A 15,573-nucleotide genomic window follows, 5' to 3' on the forward strand; every position below is an offset into this window, starting at 1 on the left:
AAAAGACAGAATTGCGGCGGGGCATTCGTGGGCATATATCCCAATCACCAGCATTCCTTGGCGTTCCTGCTCTTTTCGTTCGGTGAAGCCATTTGCAACCGGGTTTTTCTGCCGGACCACCGACGTTATCATTCGCGTCGATTTCTTTTCCGGACAGTCCCATGAATCAAGAACCTAGCACCCTCTATGCCAAGCTGCTTGGTGAAACCGCATCTATTACCTGGAAAGAGCTGGAGCCGTTCTTCGCCAAGGGTGCCCTATTGTGGGTCGACCCGGCCCTGGATTTGATCGCCGCCGCCGAGGCCGTGGCCGCGGACGATGGCGAGAAAGTCGCCGCCTGGCTGGCCGAAGACAAGGTCGCCAAGCTGTCTGAAACGCGGGCGCTGGATATTTTCGAGCGTGATCCGCAGCTGTGGGCGGTGGTGGTGAGTCCGTGGATTCTGATCCAGGAAAGGGCGGGCGATTCCAACGTTGCACCTTGATGGTGCGAATGGTTGACCGCGAAAAGTGTGTAGCCGAGTAGCGTGATGGCACGTTGCCGTAGAGAAAGGCCACAAGCGTGGGTGGCCTCACGGTGACGTAAACGTAACGGGAACAGTTTATTGAGCAGCCTGAGGGCTGCTTAATTGTTTCTGGATGTTGGTTTGACTGAAATCTTCGGGACATTTGCGGGCCTCATCGCTGGCAAGCCAGCTCCCACAGGTTTTGTGGTGTTCACAAATAGTTGTGTTCACGCAGATCCTGTGGGAGCTGGCTTGCCAGCGATAGGCGCTACTCGGTTGCGGATCAGACCGAGTAAGTCTTCCCGGTATGGTTATTCAGGGAAATAACCTTGGTCTTGCCGATCCGGTGACGGTAGATCTCGCGCAGGTACTTGATCGACTTCTTCACGCAATCGCGCGACAGGCGAATGTCGTTGATCGAGACGAACTTGTCTTTGTCGTTGATCAGCTCGCGGTACTTCTTCTCGTACATCGGTTTGATCGCGTACCAGTTGGTGTCGAGGATCTTCGCCGGATTTTCGAACTCGTTGAGCAAGTCGTCGATGCGGTCTTCGTCGAAGTCCTCATTAATGATGAAGTCGAGGATCGAGTTGTCCAGGGTTTCGTCGAAACGGTACGGGGTCTTGGCGAAGCAGCGCTTGATGAACGCCACGATCAGGGTCAGGAAGTCGTCCGACAGACACGGGCTCTTGGCGATCAGAGTGGTCAGCGACAGGTTGGCCGAGGCGCCGATCACCAGTGCATAGCGCTTGAGCGTGGTGTTGGGGAACAGGCTGTTGAGGTGCGTCTTCAACCGGTTCAGATCCATGTATGACAGCTTGTAGTCTTTGGGCAGCGAGACGATCGAGACTACCGACGAGCAGTTCTTGAAGAAGTGCAGGTCGTGCAACGCGGCGGCGTCGTAGCCGGAATTCTTGTACTGCTCCAGCGAGGCGCGATAGCGCTTGGATTCGATCGGCAGCAGGCTGATGCCTTCGATGGCCTGGGTGACCTTGTTGAAGTGCGGCAGATCGATCGAACGGAAGAACAGGTCGTCGATGTTCAGGCGCTGCGGCTCTTTGTCGAACACCTTGAACTTGTCGCTGCTCGGCGGCGGGGTTTCCGGTACCACTGATTCGGCGTAGGCAATCGCCACCGGGCCGGCCAGGCTCATGAACAAGTCGTTGGCATCGAGGCGAATGGTTTCGCCGATGTCGATGCCGGCGCGGCGGAAGTAGTTCTGGTCGTAGTCGGTGGTCACCGCCTGCGCCGTCAGAATGTTGAAGATTTGCTGCGAGATGTACTGGTTAGCGTGCTTCTCCATCGCATTGACATCAATGTTCTGGATGTTGCCGTCATCGCTCTCTTCGGCGTAACGCATGATGTCGTTGGAGATCAGCATCATCGCGTTCCATGGGCGGATACGGCCCATGACGCTGGCTTCGCTGCTGTCTTCATTGGCGAAGTTGTAGGAGAAATCCCATTCCTCCGACAGGTATTTGCACAGCAGGCGTCCGGCGTTGATGTGCAGCGCCTCGGACATTTCACTGCGGTGATCGGAAATGTTCGGCAGCACGCAGATGCCGCTGGTGAAGATCGGCTCGAACACGAACGAATGCCCGCTCTTGCCGTCATGCTCGTCCATCGGCTTGGTGTCGAACGTCTTGTTCATGTACGAGTGCTGCTGGGCCAGGCCGAACTCCGAAGCCATGCCCGAACCGGTACCGCCGCCGGCACTGAAGATCGAAAAGTACAGGCGCGACTGGTTGGCCTTGATGCCGCAGCTGTCGATCAGGTACGAGTGGATCATTTTCCAGTCGGGGCTGGAGAAGCGCTGGGTGTCCTTGTTGAGGATGATCTTCGCCAGATACTGACCGAGGATCGGCGCGTTACCGGCGCCACCGGCGTGGACTTCGGACAAGTCCATGATCTTCATTTTGCTGTAGTCGCGCAGGAAGCCGCTTTTCTCGCCCTTGCGCGAAAAACGGATGCGCCCGGCGATGTCCTTGTCGAGGTCGCCGAGCATCACCAGCGGTTCGACGAGGAACACCGGTTTGCTCGATTTGTTCGGGCCGATCCGCAGATTCTGCTTGATCCACTGCGCCGGGCTGTAGCCCTTGTCGGCCAGACGCCGGTCAGCGGCGCGGTCTTCGTTGTTGAATTCGTTGAGGTAGAACTTGCGCGCGTTGTACACCAGCTCCGCGACGTCGAGGGCGATGTTCGAGCCGCAGCGACCGAGGCCGATCAGGCACACCGAGGGAAATTCCTGGTCGTTGTGCTGCTCGTTGTCGCCTTCCAGGTGTGGCGGGCGCGGGAACACCAGATCACGCAGGCCATCGAGGTTGTCGAGGATGCGGTCGGTGTTGGTTTCGGTGTAGTACAGATATTGCTGAGTGCCCAGCGGGCGCGAAGGAGGCAATGGCTTCATCGGAGCCGGGCTGTTCGCCGCAGGGCTCAGGGTCAGATCGGATACCGCAGTGGCCGGATTGTTTTTAGAAGTCATTGTGCGCCATATACCTGGACAGGGTTGGCTCGGCGACCGTTGTCATCGAGCCTCACGGAAAGAGGATCTCGCGTCTTTGACTGCGCGTATTTGGCCCGGGCGTCAGGGGCTTGGCCTGATCGTCGCGCGGGGGAATCCTTTCCTGATCGTTCATGAATCGGCCATTATTCAGTGATCTTTAATCGAAAAGAGGCAAAATGATGTCAACGCTACCTTCGTTGGGCTTTGCCGGAATCGGCCTGATGGGCCTGCCGATGTGCCGTCGTCTGCTGGCGGCGGGTTATCCGCTGACCGTGTGGAACCGCAATCCGGCCAAGTGCGCGCCGCTGGTCGAAGCCGGCGCCCGGCAGGTGGCGAGCCCCGCTGAATTGTGTGAACACGCGGACATGGTGATGCTCTGTCTGGCCGACACGGCAGTGGTGCGCGAGGTGGTGTTTGGCGCCGGGGGTGTGGCTGAAGGTGCGAAAAACGGCCAGTTGCTGGTGGACTTTTCCAGCCTCGAACCGACGGCAACTCGCGAGATGGCGGCCGAGTTGGCAGGCAAGACCGGGATGAGCTGGCTCGATTCACCGGTGTCCGGCGGTGTGGTCGGTGCCGAGGCTGGCAGTCTGGCGATCATGGTCGGCGGCGAGGCGGGGGATCTGGATCGGGTGCGCCCGGTGCTGCTCAACCTCGGTCAACGGGTCACGCACATGGGCGGCATTGGCGCCGGGCAAGTGACCAAGGCCTGCAACCAGATGATCGTCGCCTGCAATGCGCTGGTGATTGCCGAAGTGGTGGCGCTGGCCGAACAGGCCGGAGTCGATGCGCGCTTGATCGCCGAGGCGCTGGCCGGTGGGTTTGCCGATTCGAAACCGTTGCAGATCCTCGCGCCGCAAATGGCCGAGAGCCGTTTTCAACCGGTGAAATGGCACGTGCGCACGCTGCTCAAAGACCTCGATACCGCAGTGAAATTCTCCCGCGAACAAGGCTCGGCCACGCCGATCAGCGGATTGGCCGCACAATTGATGCGCCTGCATGGGGCGCAGGGCTTTTTGCAGAAGGATCCAGCGACACTGGTACAAATGTACCGCGCGCCAGACTCAACGGATTGACCGCATGCGAGTGTTTACGCTGATTGATTTCTTCCAGCACCGGGCGTAACTCGTCCAGCGGCACCGGACGGCTGAGCAGGTAGCCCTGAATGAAATCGCAGCCCGAGCGCTCAAGGAATTCGTACTGCTCCAGGCTTTCCACGCCTTCGGTCACCACCTGCAGATGCAGGGTGTGGGCCATGACGATGATCGCCTGGACGATCTCCATGTCGGCGGTTGCCTTGGGGATGTCGAGGATGAACGAACGGTCGATCTTCAGTGTGTTGAGCGGCAGGCGCTTGAGGTAGGCCAGCGATGAATAACCGGTGCCGAAGTCGTCGATTGACAGCGACACCCCGAGGGCGCGGATCTGCCGCAGCAACACCAGGGTGTTGGCGATGTTGCCCATCAGCGCATTTTCGGTGACTTCCAGTTCCAGGCGTTCCGGCGCGACGCCAGCGGTGCGCAGCGCATTTTCGATTTCATCGGCGAGTTCTTCCCGGGCAAGGTTGAGCGGCGAGCAGTTCCAGGCGATTTTCAGTTCGTCGCAGCCGTGGCGCGTCAGTTCGCCAAGGTCGGTGCAGGCCCGGCGCAGAACCCAGTTATCCAGTTCGGCAATCAGGCCGTTGGTTTCGGCAATCGCGATGAAACGATCCGGGGCCAGCAAGCCATGCACCGGGTGCTGCCAGCGAATCAGCGCTTCGAGTTTGGTCACTCGACCGGTTTTCAGTTCGAAAATCGGCTGGTAGTAGAGCATCAGCCCGTTTTCTTCGCGCAGGGCGTGGCGCAGTTCTTCTTCCAGTTGCAGTTCGAGGCTGGCGCGGGTCTTCATGTTGGAGCTGAAAAAATGCAGGCCGTTACGCCCGGCGCCTTTGGATTGATAGAGCGCCAGATCCGCGTGCTTGAGCAGTTCTTCGCAGGTGGTGCCGTCGTCGGGAAACAGGCTGATGCCGATGCTGGTGGTCATCACCATACGCCGTCCGGCCAGTTCGATCGGCTCCTTCATTTTCAGCATGATCCGTTGCGCCATGTTGCGCGCTTCTTCGCGGTCATGCAGGCCGATCAGGATGCAGAACTCGTCGCCGCCGAAGCGCGCAACCACGTCTTCATGGCTGCGCACCGAGCCTTTGATGTGATTGGCGATGACTTTGAGCAGGGCGTCACCGGCGTCATGGCCGAGGCTGTCGTTGATCCTTTTGAAGTGGTCGATGTCGAGAAACATCACCGCGAGCATGCCGCCTTCGCTGGTTTTCTGGTTGAGTTTTTCGGCGAAGATCTGGTTGAAACCGCGGCGGTTGATCAGGTTGGTCAGCGCGTCGTAATTGGCCACTTGCTGCAGTGACATGCGCGCCTGATCGAGCTGGCCGAGCAGGGCGTTGACCCGGCGCAGGTCGTGCTCCTTGTTCTGCAGTTTCTTGTCGGCGAGTGCCGCACTGATCGCGCTGCCGAGAATCAGCAGGATGATCAGCGCGACCGTCAGACCCAGTTGCAGATGGCTGGTTTCGCTCGCCATGGTCGGCGCGGTGCCTTCGGGCAAGACCAGATGCAACGCGGCCATGCCGGTGAAGTGCATGCTGATGATGCCGGCGCCGAGGATCACTGCGGCGGTGTATTTGAGCAATTGATGAAAACGCCCGCTGCCTTCACGCAGATAACCGGCGACCCACAGTGCGGCGAAGCTGGCGCCGATGGCAATCACGATCGACAGGCAGAACAGCAGTGGCTGATAGTAGGCAGTGGCCGCCGAGTGCATCGCCGCCATGCCGACGTAATGCATGCCGGCGATGCCCAGGCCAATGACGATCGCGGTTTTCAGGTAGTGCACCAGGCTGGGTTGCGGCTCACTCAAGGTGTGCATCGCCAGCCACGAGGCGAGCAGGGCGATCAGCAGGGAGAACAGGGTAATCGCCAGATCGTAGTGGACTTCGATCGGCGCCTGGAATGCGAGCATGGCGATGAAATGCATGGCCCAGATGCCGCCGGCCAGGCACGAGGCGCCGATCCAGCGCCACACCCGTTGCGAGCCCGGGTCTTCGGCATGCCCGACCCGCTCGGCCATGTCGAGGGTGGCAAAACTCGCGGCGCAGGCGACCAGATAGGCCACCAGCACCAGCAAGGGATTATGGGTGCAATCGAGAATGACCTGCCCGCTCTCCGGCAGCTCGGTAACAAACTGCAAACCAAGCCACTCCATAGCATCCCCGTCTGTGAAGTCGTCCCTGCTGCGTCAGCAACGCAGGCGAATGAGAGGAGTATAGAGGCGGTTTTTGCCATGCAAGCGGTAGTGGCACATTGGCGCCAACGATTTCGGCATGAGCTTTATAGCGATTGGCGCTAAATCTCAGGCGCTTTGCTCGTAAGGGATCTGATTCCAGTCAGGCTCAAGCGGCGGCAAGCCGAAGCGGGCGCGCGCCTTGTCGCAATCGACATTCTGTTCGCCGTTTTCCCAGGACGACTCGAATTCGCGGCAGGGGCTGGAACGCTGTTCGTAAATCGAGCACTGCACCTGGCTGCCCACCTCGCCGACCAACGCCGTACACCGCGGCGATTTGCAGTCGGTGCCGTTCATTGCCACCCGACTGGGGCTGATCTGGGTGACCAGTTCATCGGGCACCGTTCCGCCGGAGGAGGCGCATTCACCCCAGAAAAAAGACACGCGAAAATGGGAACAGCAGGCACCGCAATTCAGACACGGACTGACTTCGGACATTGGGAGGGCATCAAAGGGGTTGATCGGCGAATCCGGACGGATCCGGCGGCTATTCTAGGCTTCGCCAAGAACTTGGGAAGGGGGGCGCGAAAGTATTTTTTTGTGGCAGGATTTTGCTGCAAAACCCCCGGTTTATGGGGGATTGCTGCGTTATCAAGGGCTTACGTTTCTTTACAGTGCCATGGCTCATTATCAGGCTGACGAATGATCACAGACAGCACTGGTCCGCCTGTCTAGATTGCAGGTTCCGGGCTCGGATGCGTCGGCAGTGAAGCCCTCATAACAATAAAGAGACGGACCCATGCAGAACTCGACCCAAGCGGCGAATGCCTGGCGCATTCTGTTCCTGTTGTTCCTTGCCAACCTGTTCAATTTCTTCGACCGCACCATTCCGGCGATCATCATCGAGCCGATCCGCATGGAATGGCACCTCAGCGACTTTCAACTGGGGATCGTCGGCACCGCTTTCACCCTGGTTTATGCGATCGCCGGCCTGCCGTTGGGGCGCATGGCTGATACCGGTTCGCGCAGCAAACTGATGGGCTGGGGCCTGGCGACCTGGAGCGCGCTGACGGCGGTCAACGGTCTGGTCGGCAGCTTCTGGAGTTTTCTGCTGGTGCGCATGGGCATCGGTATTGGCGAGGCCAGTTATGCACCGGCGGCCAACTCGCTGATCGGTGACCTGTTCCCGGCGCACCGTCGGGCGCGGGCCATGGGTATTTTCATGCTCGGCCTGCCGTTGGGCCTGCTGTTGGCGTTCTTCACCATCGGCGCGATGGTCAAGGCCTTCGACAGCTGGCGCGCGCCGTTCTTTATCGCGGCGGTGCCGGGGCTGATCCTCGCGGTGTTCATGTTCTTCATCAAGGAGCCGAAACGCGGTGCGGCGGAAACCGTCCAGGTCTCGCAGGAAAGAGTCGACAAGCCGATCCGCCGAGTACTCGCGGTGCCGACATTCTTGTGGCTGGTGATGGCCGGTTTGTGCTTCAACTTCGCCACCTATGCCTGCAACTCGTTCCTGGTGCCGATGCTGCAGCGCTACTTCCTGATGCCGTTGCAGGATGCGGCGGTGGCGACCGGGGTGATTGTCGGTATCACCGGGCTGATCGGCCTGACCCTCGGCGGCTGGATCGCCGACAAGATTCATCAGCGGGTCGCCAACGGGCGGCTGCTGTTTGCCGGCTTCAGTCTGATCATCTCGACCCTGTGCACGGCGTGGGCGCTGCATGCCGGACGGGTCGAGATCGGCGTGTTCGTTGCGGTGTTCAGCGTCGGCTGGCTGTTTGCCTATAACTTCTATACCTGCGTGTACACGGCGATTCAGGACGTGGTCGAACCGCGCCTGCGGGCGACGGCGATGGCGCTGTTCTTTGCCGGGTTGTACCTGCTCGGTGGCGGCTTGGGTCCGGTGGTGGTGGGAGCCTTGTCCGATCACTTTGCCAAATCGGCGATGCTCTCGGCAGGCGCCGAACAGATGACCGAGGCATTCAAGGCTGTGGGGCTGCATGATGCGATGTACCTGATTCCGGTGGCGCTGTTTTTCACCATGGTGTTTCTGTTTCTGGCAGCGCGGTGTTTTGTGCGCGATGCGCAGCGGATGAGGGAGGGGTTGGTGGCTGTGGTTGAGCCTGATGTTTCTGTGGCGACGGCATGATTGCTATCGCTGGCAAGCCAGCTCCCACAGTGACCGAGTCATACGCATAATTTGTAAACACTCCAAACCCTGTGGGAGCTGGCTTGCCAGCGATAAGGCCATCAGCATCAGCCGATAAATACCAGACAAACAAAAAGGCCCGCATCGCTGCGGGCCTTTTCATTTATAGCGTTGGAGCAGGGCGCTTTAACCCGCCACCAACACCCGGATCGCTTCCAGACGCAGTGCCGCTTTATCCAGCATCGCCAGGCCCAGTTCACGCTGCTTGCGCAACGCATCCAGTTCGCTGTCGCGTACGGTCGGGTTGACCGCTTGCAACGCGGTCAGGCGCGCCAGTTCTTCGTCGGTATCGGCGGCCAGACGACGACGGGCCTCGGCCACGCGCTCGGCGTGACGCGGGGTGATCTTGTCTTCACCGGCGTTGATCCGCGGCGTCAGCTGATCGCGCTGGGCCTGGATGAACTTGTTGGCGCTGGCACGTGGCACGCTTTCCAGTTGATCGTTGAGGGTTTCGAACGAGACCCGTGGCGACAGGTCGTTGCCGTTGGCGTCGAGCAGGCAGCGTAGCGCAGCCGGCGGCAGGTAGCGGCCCAGTTGCAGCGAACGCGGGGCCACCACTTCGCTGACGTAGAGCAGTTCCAGCAGCACGGTGCCCGGTTTCAGCGCCTTGTTCTTGATCAGCGCGACGGCGGTATTACCCATCGAACCGGACAGCACCAGGTCCATGCCGCCCTGCACCATCGGGTGTTCCCAGGTGATGAACTGCATGTCTTCGCGCGACAGCGCCTGGTTGCGGTCGTAGGTGATGGTCACGCCTTCGTCGTCGCCCAGCGGGAAGCTGGCGTCGAGCATCTTCTCGCTCGGCTTGAGGATCAGGGCGTTTTCCGAGTGGTCTTCGCTGTCGATACCGAACGCGTCGAACAGGGTTTCCATGTAGATCGGCAGGGCGAACTGGTCGTCCTGCTCAAGGATCGCCTCGACCAGCGCGTCACCTTCGCCAGCACCGCCGGAGTTGAGTTCCAGCAGACGGTCGCGACCGGTGTGCAGCTCTTGCTCCAGACGCTCGCGCTCGGCGCGCGCTTCGTCGATCAGGGCTTGCCACTCGCCGTCATCGGCTTCTTCAAGCAGTGGCAGCAGGCGCGGGCCGAACTGATGCTGCAAGGCGTTGCCGGTCGGGCAGGTATTGAGGAAGGCGTTCAGCGCTTCGTGGTACCACTGGAACAGGCGCTCTTGCGGGCTGGTTTCCAGGTACGGCACGTGCAGTTCGATGATGTGCTTCTGGCCGATCCGGTCGAGACGGCCGATACGTTGCTCGAGCAGGTCCGGGTGCGACGGCAGATCGAACAGCACCAGGTGGTGGGCGAACTGGAAGTTACGACCTTCACTGCCGATTTCCGAGCAGATCAGCACCTGTGCGCCAAATTCTTCGTCGGCGAAGTAGGCGGCGGCGCGGTCACGCTCGAGGATGTTCATGCCCTCGTGGAACACCGTGGCCGGAATGCCGGAACGTACGCGCAGGGCGTCTTCCAGATCCATGGCGGTTTCTGCGTGGGCGCAGATCACCAGCACTTTGGTGCGCTTGAGCATTTTCAGCTGATCGATCAGCCACTCGACGCGCGGGTCGAATTTCCACCAGCGCTGTTCTTCGCTGGCGTCCGGCTGGGCCTGGAAGCTGACTTCCGGGTACAGCTCGGCGTGATCGCCCAGCGGCAGTTCGAGGTATTCGTCCGGGCATGGCAGCGGGTACGGGTGCAGTTTGCGCTCGGGGAAACCCTGCACCGCGGCGCGGGTGTTACGGAACAGCACGCGGCCGGTGCCGTGGCGGTCGAGCAGCTCGCGCACCAGGCGGGCGCTGGCTTCGGTATCGCCATCGTTGACCGCGGTCAACAGGGCTTCGCCTTCGTTGCCGAGGAAACCGTGGATGGTCTTGTGTGCTTCCGGCGACAGGCGCCCCTTGTCGAGCAGTTCCTGAACGGCTTCGGCCACCGGGCGATAGTTCTCGCTCTCGGCGCGGAATGCGGCCAGGTCATGGAAACGGTTCGGGTCGAGCAGGCGCAGACGGGCGAAGTGGCTGTCCTGACCGAGCTGTTCCGGGGTCGCGGTGAGCAGCAGCACGCCGGGAATCACTTCAGCCAGTTGTTCGACCAGCGAATACTCGGGGCTGGCCTTGTCTTCGTGCCACACCAGGTGGTGGGCTTCGTCGACCACCATCAGGTCCCAGCCGGCGGCGAACAAGGCGTCCTGCGCCTTCTCGTCTTCGACCAGCCACTCCAGGGCAACCAATGCCAGCTGGGTGTCTTCGAACGGGTTGGTGGCATCGCTTTCGATGAAGCGTTCTTCGTCGAACAGCGCGACCTGCAGGTTGAAGCGGCGGCGCATTTCCACCAGCCACTGATGCTGCAGGTTTTCCGGCACCAGGATCAGCACGCGGTTGGCACGGCCCGAGAGCAGTTGGCGATGGATCACCAGACCGGCTTCGATGGTTTTACCCAGACCCACTTCGTCCGCCAGCAGAACCCGTGGCGCAATACGGTCGGCGACTTCACGGGCGATGTGCAACTGGTGCGCGATCGGTTGCGCACGCACGCCGCCCAGGCCCCAGAGCGAGGACTGCAATTGGCGGCTGGTGTGTTCCAGAGTGTTGTAGCGCAGGGAGAACCACGATAGCGGGTCGATCTGCCCGGCGAACAGACGGTCGCTGGCCAGACGGAACTGAATGAAGTTCGACAGCTGGGTTTCCGGCAGGGTAACGGCTTCGTTCTGCCCGTTGAGACCGTGATAGACCATCAGTCCGTCGACGTCGTCGACTTCGCGCACGGTCATCTTCCAGCCTTCGAAGTGCGTAATGGTGTCACCCGGCGAGAACCGCACGCGGGTGAGGGGCGCATTCCGTAGCGCGTACTGGCGGGTTTCGCCAGTGGCCGGGTAAAGCACGGTCAACAAGCGGCCGTCCTGTGCCAGAACGGTGCCTAAACCAAGCTCTGCTTCGCTGTCACTGATCCAGCGTTGCCCCGGTTGATACTGCTGCGCCATGCTGCCTGACTCCCACCTTGAAAAAGCGGGCTATCTTAACGGAATGCAGGCTTCAGGGCCAAAGATTACTGGGTAGGAGCTGCCGCAGGCTGCGATCTTTTGATCTACGGAAACACCTGAGTTCTACGTTGTCCCATTAAAAGATCGCAGCCTGCGGCAGCTCCTACAGTGCCAACCCGGTCACAAGTTTGCGACCAGTGGCTCAAGGCGCCTTTGCCGCAGCCGATAGCCTGCTGACAGGAGACCCTTTATATGCTGCCACCGATGCTCCCCCTGAGCGCTGTGCCGATCACTTCCCAGCAGGATCCGATTCGCCAGCGGCCGGACATTCCTCCGGTGGTGCCGGTGCAGGAGAGCTCCAACGAAAGCACGATCGACCTGCAAAAGCGCGATCCGGAAGAGGATCGACTGCTGGCGCGCGAAGAACAGCGTCGCCAGCAGGAGCGTGATCGTCGCCGTCGCGAAGCCGACGAAGACCCGGAAGAGCATCTGGCCGTGCCGGGCACCGAGCTGAATGCCGACAACACCGTGCCGGTGGTGCCGCTGATGGAAGATCAGCCGCGTCAGGGCTTGTGGGTCGATATCGAGATCTGAGGCGAGGCCGCCAGTTCGCCCAGATTGTCCAGCAACGCCTCGATTTCCTCTTCAGTGTTGAGATAACTCACCGCGACCCGCGCCAGGCTTTCGAGCCCGCGGGCCTGCATGTCGAGGGGCGTGTAGGCCACGCCGTTGGCGCCGATGTTGATTCGCCGTGCAGCCAGCGCCTGTTTCAGTTCGACACAATCCCAGCCTTCCAGGGTGAAGGCGATCAGCCCGGACTGTTGGTCCGCCGGACCGAGATTGCGCAGGGTCAGGCCGGGAATGCTCGGCAGGCGTTGACGCAGGTGATCGCTCAAGCGCTGGATGCGTTGGCGAATCGCCCCTGCGCCGATCCGATTGTGTTCTTCCAGCGCATTGGCCAGCCCGGCCAGCAGGGCCAGCGACACTTCACTGGTTTCAAAACGGCGCGCATCATCGCGCAAGGTGAAGCGCCGGCCATCCCACGGGGCTGACAACACATCACGTTGCTGTGGCAACAGCCGTTGCAGAAACGCCCCCCGGATGTACATCAATGCCGTACCGCGCGGGCCGCGCAAAAACTTGCGCCCGGCGCCCTTGAGCACATCGCACTGCAACGCTCGAACGTCGCAGGGCAACTGCCCCAGCGCCTGACCGGCGTCGATGAAGTAGGGGACTCCATGTTGTCGCGCGACCTGGCCGATCCGCTCGGCGGGGTTGATCAGGCCGCCATTGGCCGGCAGCCAGGTCAGGGCGATCAGGCGCACATTGCGGTCGATCATCCGCGCGAGCGCTTGCGGATCGACAGCGCCATCGGTATCGCAGGGGATCACCTGCAGTCGCGCACCGGCCTTTACCGCTTCAGCCATGCAGGCCAGATTACCGGCCCATTCGTGACGTCCGACGAGGATCCGCTCGCCGGGTTGCCATGGCCCCAGCGCATTGAACGCCTGACTCCATGCCGCCGAGCCGCTGCTGGCGAAAGCGACGTCTTCCGGGGCCGCATTGAGCAGTGTCGCGGCGGCGCTGCGTGCTCTGTGCTGCAGTTGAGTATCAGCGGCCTCCATCGGGCCGCCGAGCGCTTCGCGTTGCAACTGCTCGATGATTGCATCGAGGGTTGCCTGGCTCGGAAGGGAGGCACCCGCATGGTTGAAGTGAATGATCCGGGCGCAGCCGGGCGTGGCCGCTCGCAGATATCCGACGGCCTCGGCATTCACGGGAGCAGCTCGAAAATCGCATCGACTTCAACCGCCACACCGCTCGGCAGACTGCACACACCCACAGCGGTACGGACATGCCTGCCCTTTTCACCGAGTGCGTTGACCAGCAGATTCGAAGCACCGTTGGCCACAGCGCCCTGGCGTTGAAAGTCGGGCGTGGTGGCGATAAAAACGCCGAGTCGCAGGATACGTCCCAGCCTGGACAAATCATCGCCCAAGGCATCACCCAATTGCGCGAGCAGGCCCAAGGCCGCCAGTTCGGCAGCCTTGATCCCTTCCTCTTCGCTGATGGCTTCACCCAGACGCCCGATGAAGGCCGGTTTGCCGTCAATCAACGGAATTTGTCCGGAGATGTACAGGCGGTTTTGAGTACCGACCTGATTGACGTAATTGGCGATGGGCTGGCTGGGAGGCGGAAGTTGCAGCCCGAGTTGTTCAACGCGCTTGCTGAGCAGATCTGTCATGTTGAGTCCTCCTGAGTGAGGGCATCAGCATGTTGAAGCGACGGATCACCGACAAACGGATAGATCTAATCCGATGTATCGAAATCGCTCATGGGTGGGCCTTTGCATCCAGCCATTGGCTGAAACTCTGCACGTCTGCCTCGGGCGGGCGCTGGGGAGTGACCAGCCAATAACCGATTTCGCCGTGCAACGGCGGCGTGTCAAAGGCCGGGACCAGCGAGCCCTCCTTGAGCCGGCGTTCGATCAGGCATTGGCGGCCCATGGCGATGCCCTGACCGGCGACCGCCGCCTCGACGACGATGTTGTAGTCATGGAGCATCACGCTGGGGACGTGGCTCAGATCGATGCCGCTGTGCTGATACCAGTCTGTCCATTCGAAAGGCTGGTGCGACTTGGCCATCAGCAACGGACCGTTTTTCACGCCATTGGCCTTGAAGTCGGGGCTGCATACCGGGGTCAGGGTTTCGCTCATGAAGCGTCGGGCCAGGACTTTCGGCCAGCCACCCTTGCCATAGCGGATCGCCAGATCCACCTCGCCGCCAGCGACATCGGCCAGTTGCACGGAGGGCAGCAGTTCGACGTGGATGTGTGGGTATTTCGTGCTGAAATCCGCCAGTCGCGGTGCCAGCCATAAAGTGGCGAACGAGGCGAGCAGGCCAATGCGCAAGGTGCTTGGCTGCTCACCGCGCAGTGGCCGGGTGGCGGCAGCGATGGCGGCGAGGGCAGGTTCGATTTGCTGGTAGTACGCTTGCCCGGCCGGCGTCAGATCGATGGCGCGGGTGCGTCGGACAAACAGGCGCAGGCGGAGAAATTCTTCGAGTTTTTGCACCTGATGACTGACCGCACTCTGGGTCACTGACAACTCGTCGGCAGCCTTGATGAAACTCAAATGGCGGGCCACGGCTTCAAAGGCGCGCAGGGCCATCAGCGGTGGCAGGTCCTGATGCAGGGGCACGGCAAACATCCTTGGGTTCGCGGCAAAGTGCAGATTGTGCGGTGAAAACCGTCATGCGGTACATCAATTGTTCCAGGTCGCCAGCGTCGACGGCTGGTCAGGCTCGGCGCCAGGCGGCATTATTGGCGCAGTCCTGCCTTTGATGCGGCAGTTGTGATTCTTTCAAGCGATGCACCCGCCATGAGCCAAGACGACAAACTGATCGACCTCAGCACCGAACGCGCCAAGCGTGTGCATGACCTCAACGAGAAGCGCCTGAACGAAGTGCGCAAGGCCTTCGAGCAGGCGATGCCGTTGGGAAAAGTTAAGAAAAAGTCGAAAAACAAGCCGAAAAAGCGTTGATCTCCCCCCTGCATCCTTTGATGCAGGTCAGTTATTTTCCCGCCTTTGCCTTCTGTGTTGACCGGACTTGATCCTGGTCAATTTCTGCGCCTGCGTGATTGGTTAACTTAGCTCCATCGCAGCAAAGCAGGGGCCAGGAGGCCACAGTCATGTTTTTCGATAACGTGGTGTTTGCCGGGGTTCTGACCGTAGGTCTCATGGTTCTGTTTTTTGCAGGGTTTGGATTTTTTATCTGGAAGGATGCGAATAAGCGCAAGAAGTAGGTCTTTCCAGGTTTGATGAGCACGCAAGGCATTTTGGGGCGACTTCGGTTGCCCCTTTTTTTTTGTGTCTTGGCGGCCTTTGGGCCGACCAGACTTTGGGTGTGCTTTGTGAATATCCGTTGCTGCGGTAACGGCGGCTTAGGGTTCCGCCCTTACGGCGGGTCACTTTTGACAAACGCCTCAAAAGTAACCAAAAAGGCTTTACCCTGACGTTCGGCCCTCGCTTAGGCTCGGGTTCCTTCGCTGCGGGATTCATCCGGGGGGCAGCGCCTACGGTTTGCTTCGCTGCACCTCCTCTCGCTGTGTTTGGCTGCGCCAA

The 15,573-nt window shown here is 60.6% G+C and carries 13 protein-coding genes; 6 read left to right on the forward strand and 7 right to left on the reverse strand.

The genetic code is table 11. The features are described from left to right. Positions 1-161 precede the first annotated feature (161 nt). Positions 162-482, forward strand: a complete 321-nt coding sequence (locus tag ABV589_RS21480) for a DUF2288 domain-containing protein (RefSeq protein WP_367083511.1) — start codon at positions 162-164, stop codon at positions 480-482. Positions 483-786: 304 nt separating this feature from the next. On the opposite strand, the gene ABV589_RS21485 is transcribed toward ABV589_RS21480, so the two are convergent. After that, complete coding sequence (locus ABV589_RS21485; RefSeq protein ID WP_367083513.1) at positions 787-2,985, reverse strand: hypothetical protein; 2,199 nt, start codon at positions 2,983-2,985, stop codon at positions 787-789. Positions 2,986-3,182: 197 nt separating this feature from the next. On the opposite strand from ABV589_RS21485, the gene ABV589_RS21490 reads away from it, so the two are divergent. Beyond that, entirely contained in the window at positions 3,183-4,079 is an 897-nt protein-coding gene (locus ABV589_RS21490; RefSeq protein ID WP_367083514.1) for an NAD(P)-dependent oxidoreductase, read from the forward strand. Here ABV589_RS21490 and ABV589_RS21495 read toward each other — a convergent pair. Together ABV589_RS21495 and ABV589_RS21500 are read right to left on the reverse strand one after the other, a co-directional pair. Further along, positions 3,970-6,252 carry a bifunctional diguanylate cyclase/phosphodiesterase gene (locus tag ABV589_RS21495; RefSeq protein ID WP_045121932.1) on the reverse strand — a complete coding sequence of 761 codons (2,283 nt, stop codon included), beginning with the start codon at positions 6,250-6,252 and terminating at the stop codon, positions 3,970-3,972. The genes ABV589_RS21490 and ABV589_RS21495 overlap by 110 nt on opposite strands. Positions 6,253-6,399: 147 nt before the next feature. Next, on the reverse strand, positions 6,400-6,768 hold the full coding sequence (locus tag ABV589_RS21500) for a YkgJ family cysteine cluster protein (protein WP_007969491.1): 369 nt from the start codon (positions 6,766-6,768) through the stop codon (positions 6,400-6,402). 301 nt (positions 6,769-7,069) lie between these two features. Here ABV589_RS21500 and ABV589_RS21505 point away from each other — a divergent pair, with 301 nt between their 5' ends. Next, entirely contained in the window at positions 7,070-8,419 is a 1,350-nt protein-coding gene (locus ABV589_RS21505; protein ID WP_367083517.1) for an MFS transporter, read from the forward strand. 186 nt (positions 8,420-8,605) lie between these two features. Here ABV589_RS21505 and rapA read toward each other — a convergent pair whose 3' ends face one another. Further along, positions 8,606-11,452 (reverse strand): RNA polymerase-associated protein RapA, encoded by a 2,847-nt coding sequence (gene rapA, locus ABV589_RS21510; RefSeq protein WP_367083519.1) that lies wholly within the window; start codon positions 11,450-11,452, stop codon positions 8,606-8,608. 252 nt (positions 11,453-11,704) lie between these two features. Between rapA and ABV589_RS21515 the strand changes: the two genes are divergently transcribed. Next, positions 11,705-12,046 carry a hypothetical protein gene (locus tag ABV589_RS21515; RefSeq protein ID WP_003222394.1) on the forward strand — a complete coding sequence of 114 codons (342 nt, stop codon included), beginning with the start codon at positions 11,705-11,707 and terminating at the stop codon, positions 12,044-12,046. Here the strand turns inward: ABV589_RS21515 and ABV589_RS21520 are convergent. The 3 genes from ABV589_RS21520 to ABV589_RS21530 all read right to left on the reverse strand — a co-directional run bounded on the left by ABV589_RS21520 (position 12,016) and on the right by ABV589_RS21530 (position 14,649). Continuing rightward, positions 12,016-13,227: an aminotransferase class V-fold PLP-dependent enzyme gene (locus tag ABV589_RS21520; RefSeq protein ID WP_367083521.1), complete on the reverse strand. Its 1,212-nt coding sequence runs from the start codon at positions 13,225-13,227 to the stop codon at positions 12,016-12,018. The genes ABV589_RS21515 and ABV589_RS21520 overlap by 31 nt on opposite strands. Beyond that, the gene (locus ABV589_RS21525; protein WP_007969495.1) at positions 13,224-13,694 is read right to left on the reverse strand and encodes a RidA family protein; all 471 of its coding nucleotides are present in this window, start codon (positions 13,692-13,694) and stop codon (positions 13,224-13,226) included. Before ABV589_RS21525 ends, ABV589_RS21520 begins: the two co-directional genes overlap by 4 nt. An 88-nt stretch (positions 13,695-13,782) precedes the next feature. After that, positions 13,783-14,649: a LysR substrate-binding domain-containing protein gene (locus ABV589_RS21530; protein WP_367083522.1), complete on the reverse strand. Its 867-nt coding sequence runs from the start codon at positions 14,647-14,649 to the stop codon at positions 13,783-13,785. A 180-nt stretch (positions 14,650-14,829) separates the two neighbouring features. On the opposite strand from ABV589_RS21530, the gene ABV589_RS21535 reads away from it, so the two are divergent. Both ABV589_RS21535 and ccoM read left to right on the forward strand, forming a co-directional pair. Next, positions 14,830-14,991 carry a hypothetical protein gene (locus ABV589_RS21535; protein WP_007969497.1) on the forward strand — a complete coding sequence of 54 codons (162 nt, stop codon included), beginning with the start codon at positions 14,830-14,832 and terminating at the stop codon, positions 14,989-14,991. A 149-nt stretch (positions 14,992-15,140) separates the two neighbouring features. Next, positions 15,141-15,254 carry a cytochrome c oxidase subunit CcoM gene (gene ccoM, locus ABV589_RS21540; protein ID WP_003222396.1) on the forward strand — a complete coding sequence of 38 codons (114 nt, stop codon included), beginning with the start codon at positions 15,141-15,143 and terminating at the stop codon, positions 15,252-15,254. Positions 15,255-15,573: the final 319 nt, after the last annotated feature.

It is taken from the genome of Pseudomonas sp. HOU2, from assembly GCF_040729435.1.
Taxonomy (GTDB): domain Bacteria; phylum Pseudomonadota; class Gammaproteobacteria; order Pseudomonadales; family Pseudomonadaceae; genus Aquipseudomonas.

Excerpts from the sequence above, each read along its gene's own strand:
- ABV589_RS21505 (WP_367083517.1), top strand. The coding sequence starts at position 7,070 with ATGCAGAACTCGACCCAAGCGGCGAATGCCTGGCGCATTCTGTTCCTG.
- ABV589_RS21535 (WP_007969497.1), top strand. The coding sequence starts at position 14,830 with ATGAGCCAAGACGACAAACTGATCGACCTCAGCACCGAACGCGCCAAG.
- ABV589_RS21525 (WP_007969495.1), bottom strand. The coding sequence starts at position 13,694 with ATGACAGATCTGCTCAGCAAGCGCGTTGAACAACTCGGGCTGCAACTT.
- ABV589_RS21495 (WP_045121932.1), bottom strand. The coding sequence starts at position 6,252 with ATGGAGTGGCTTGGTTTGCAGTTTGTTACCGAGCTGCCGGAGAGCGGG.
- ABV589_RS21515 (WP_003222394.1), top strand. The coding sequence starts at position 11,705 with ATGCTGCCACCGATGCTCCCCCTGAGCGCTGTGCCGATCACTTCCCAG.
- ccoM (WP_003222396.1), top strand. The coding sequence starts at position 15,141 with ATGTTTTTCGATAACGTGGTGTTTGCCGGGGTTCTGACCGTAGGTCTC.
- ABV589_RS21490 (WP_367083514.1), top strand. The coding sequence starts at position 3,183 with ATGATGTCAACGCTACCTTCGTTGGGCTTTGCCGGAATCGGCCTGATG.
- rapA (WP_367083519.1), bottom strand. The coding sequence starts at position 11,452 with ATGGCGCAGCAGTATCAACCGGGGCAACGCTGGATCAGTGACAGCGAA.
- ABV589_RS21500 (WP_007969491.1), bottom strand. The coding sequence starts at position 6,768 with ATGTCCGAAGTCAGTCCGTGTCTGAATTGCGGTGCCTGCTGTTCCCAT.
- ABV589_RS21485 (WP_367083513.1), bottom strand. The coding sequence starts at position 2,985 with ATGACTTCTAAAAACAATCCGGCCACTGCGGTATCCGATCTGACCCTG.
- ABV589_RS21480 (WP_367083511.1), top strand. The coding sequence starts at position 162 with ATGAATCAAGAACCTAGCACCCTCTATGCCAAGCTGCTTGGTGAAACC.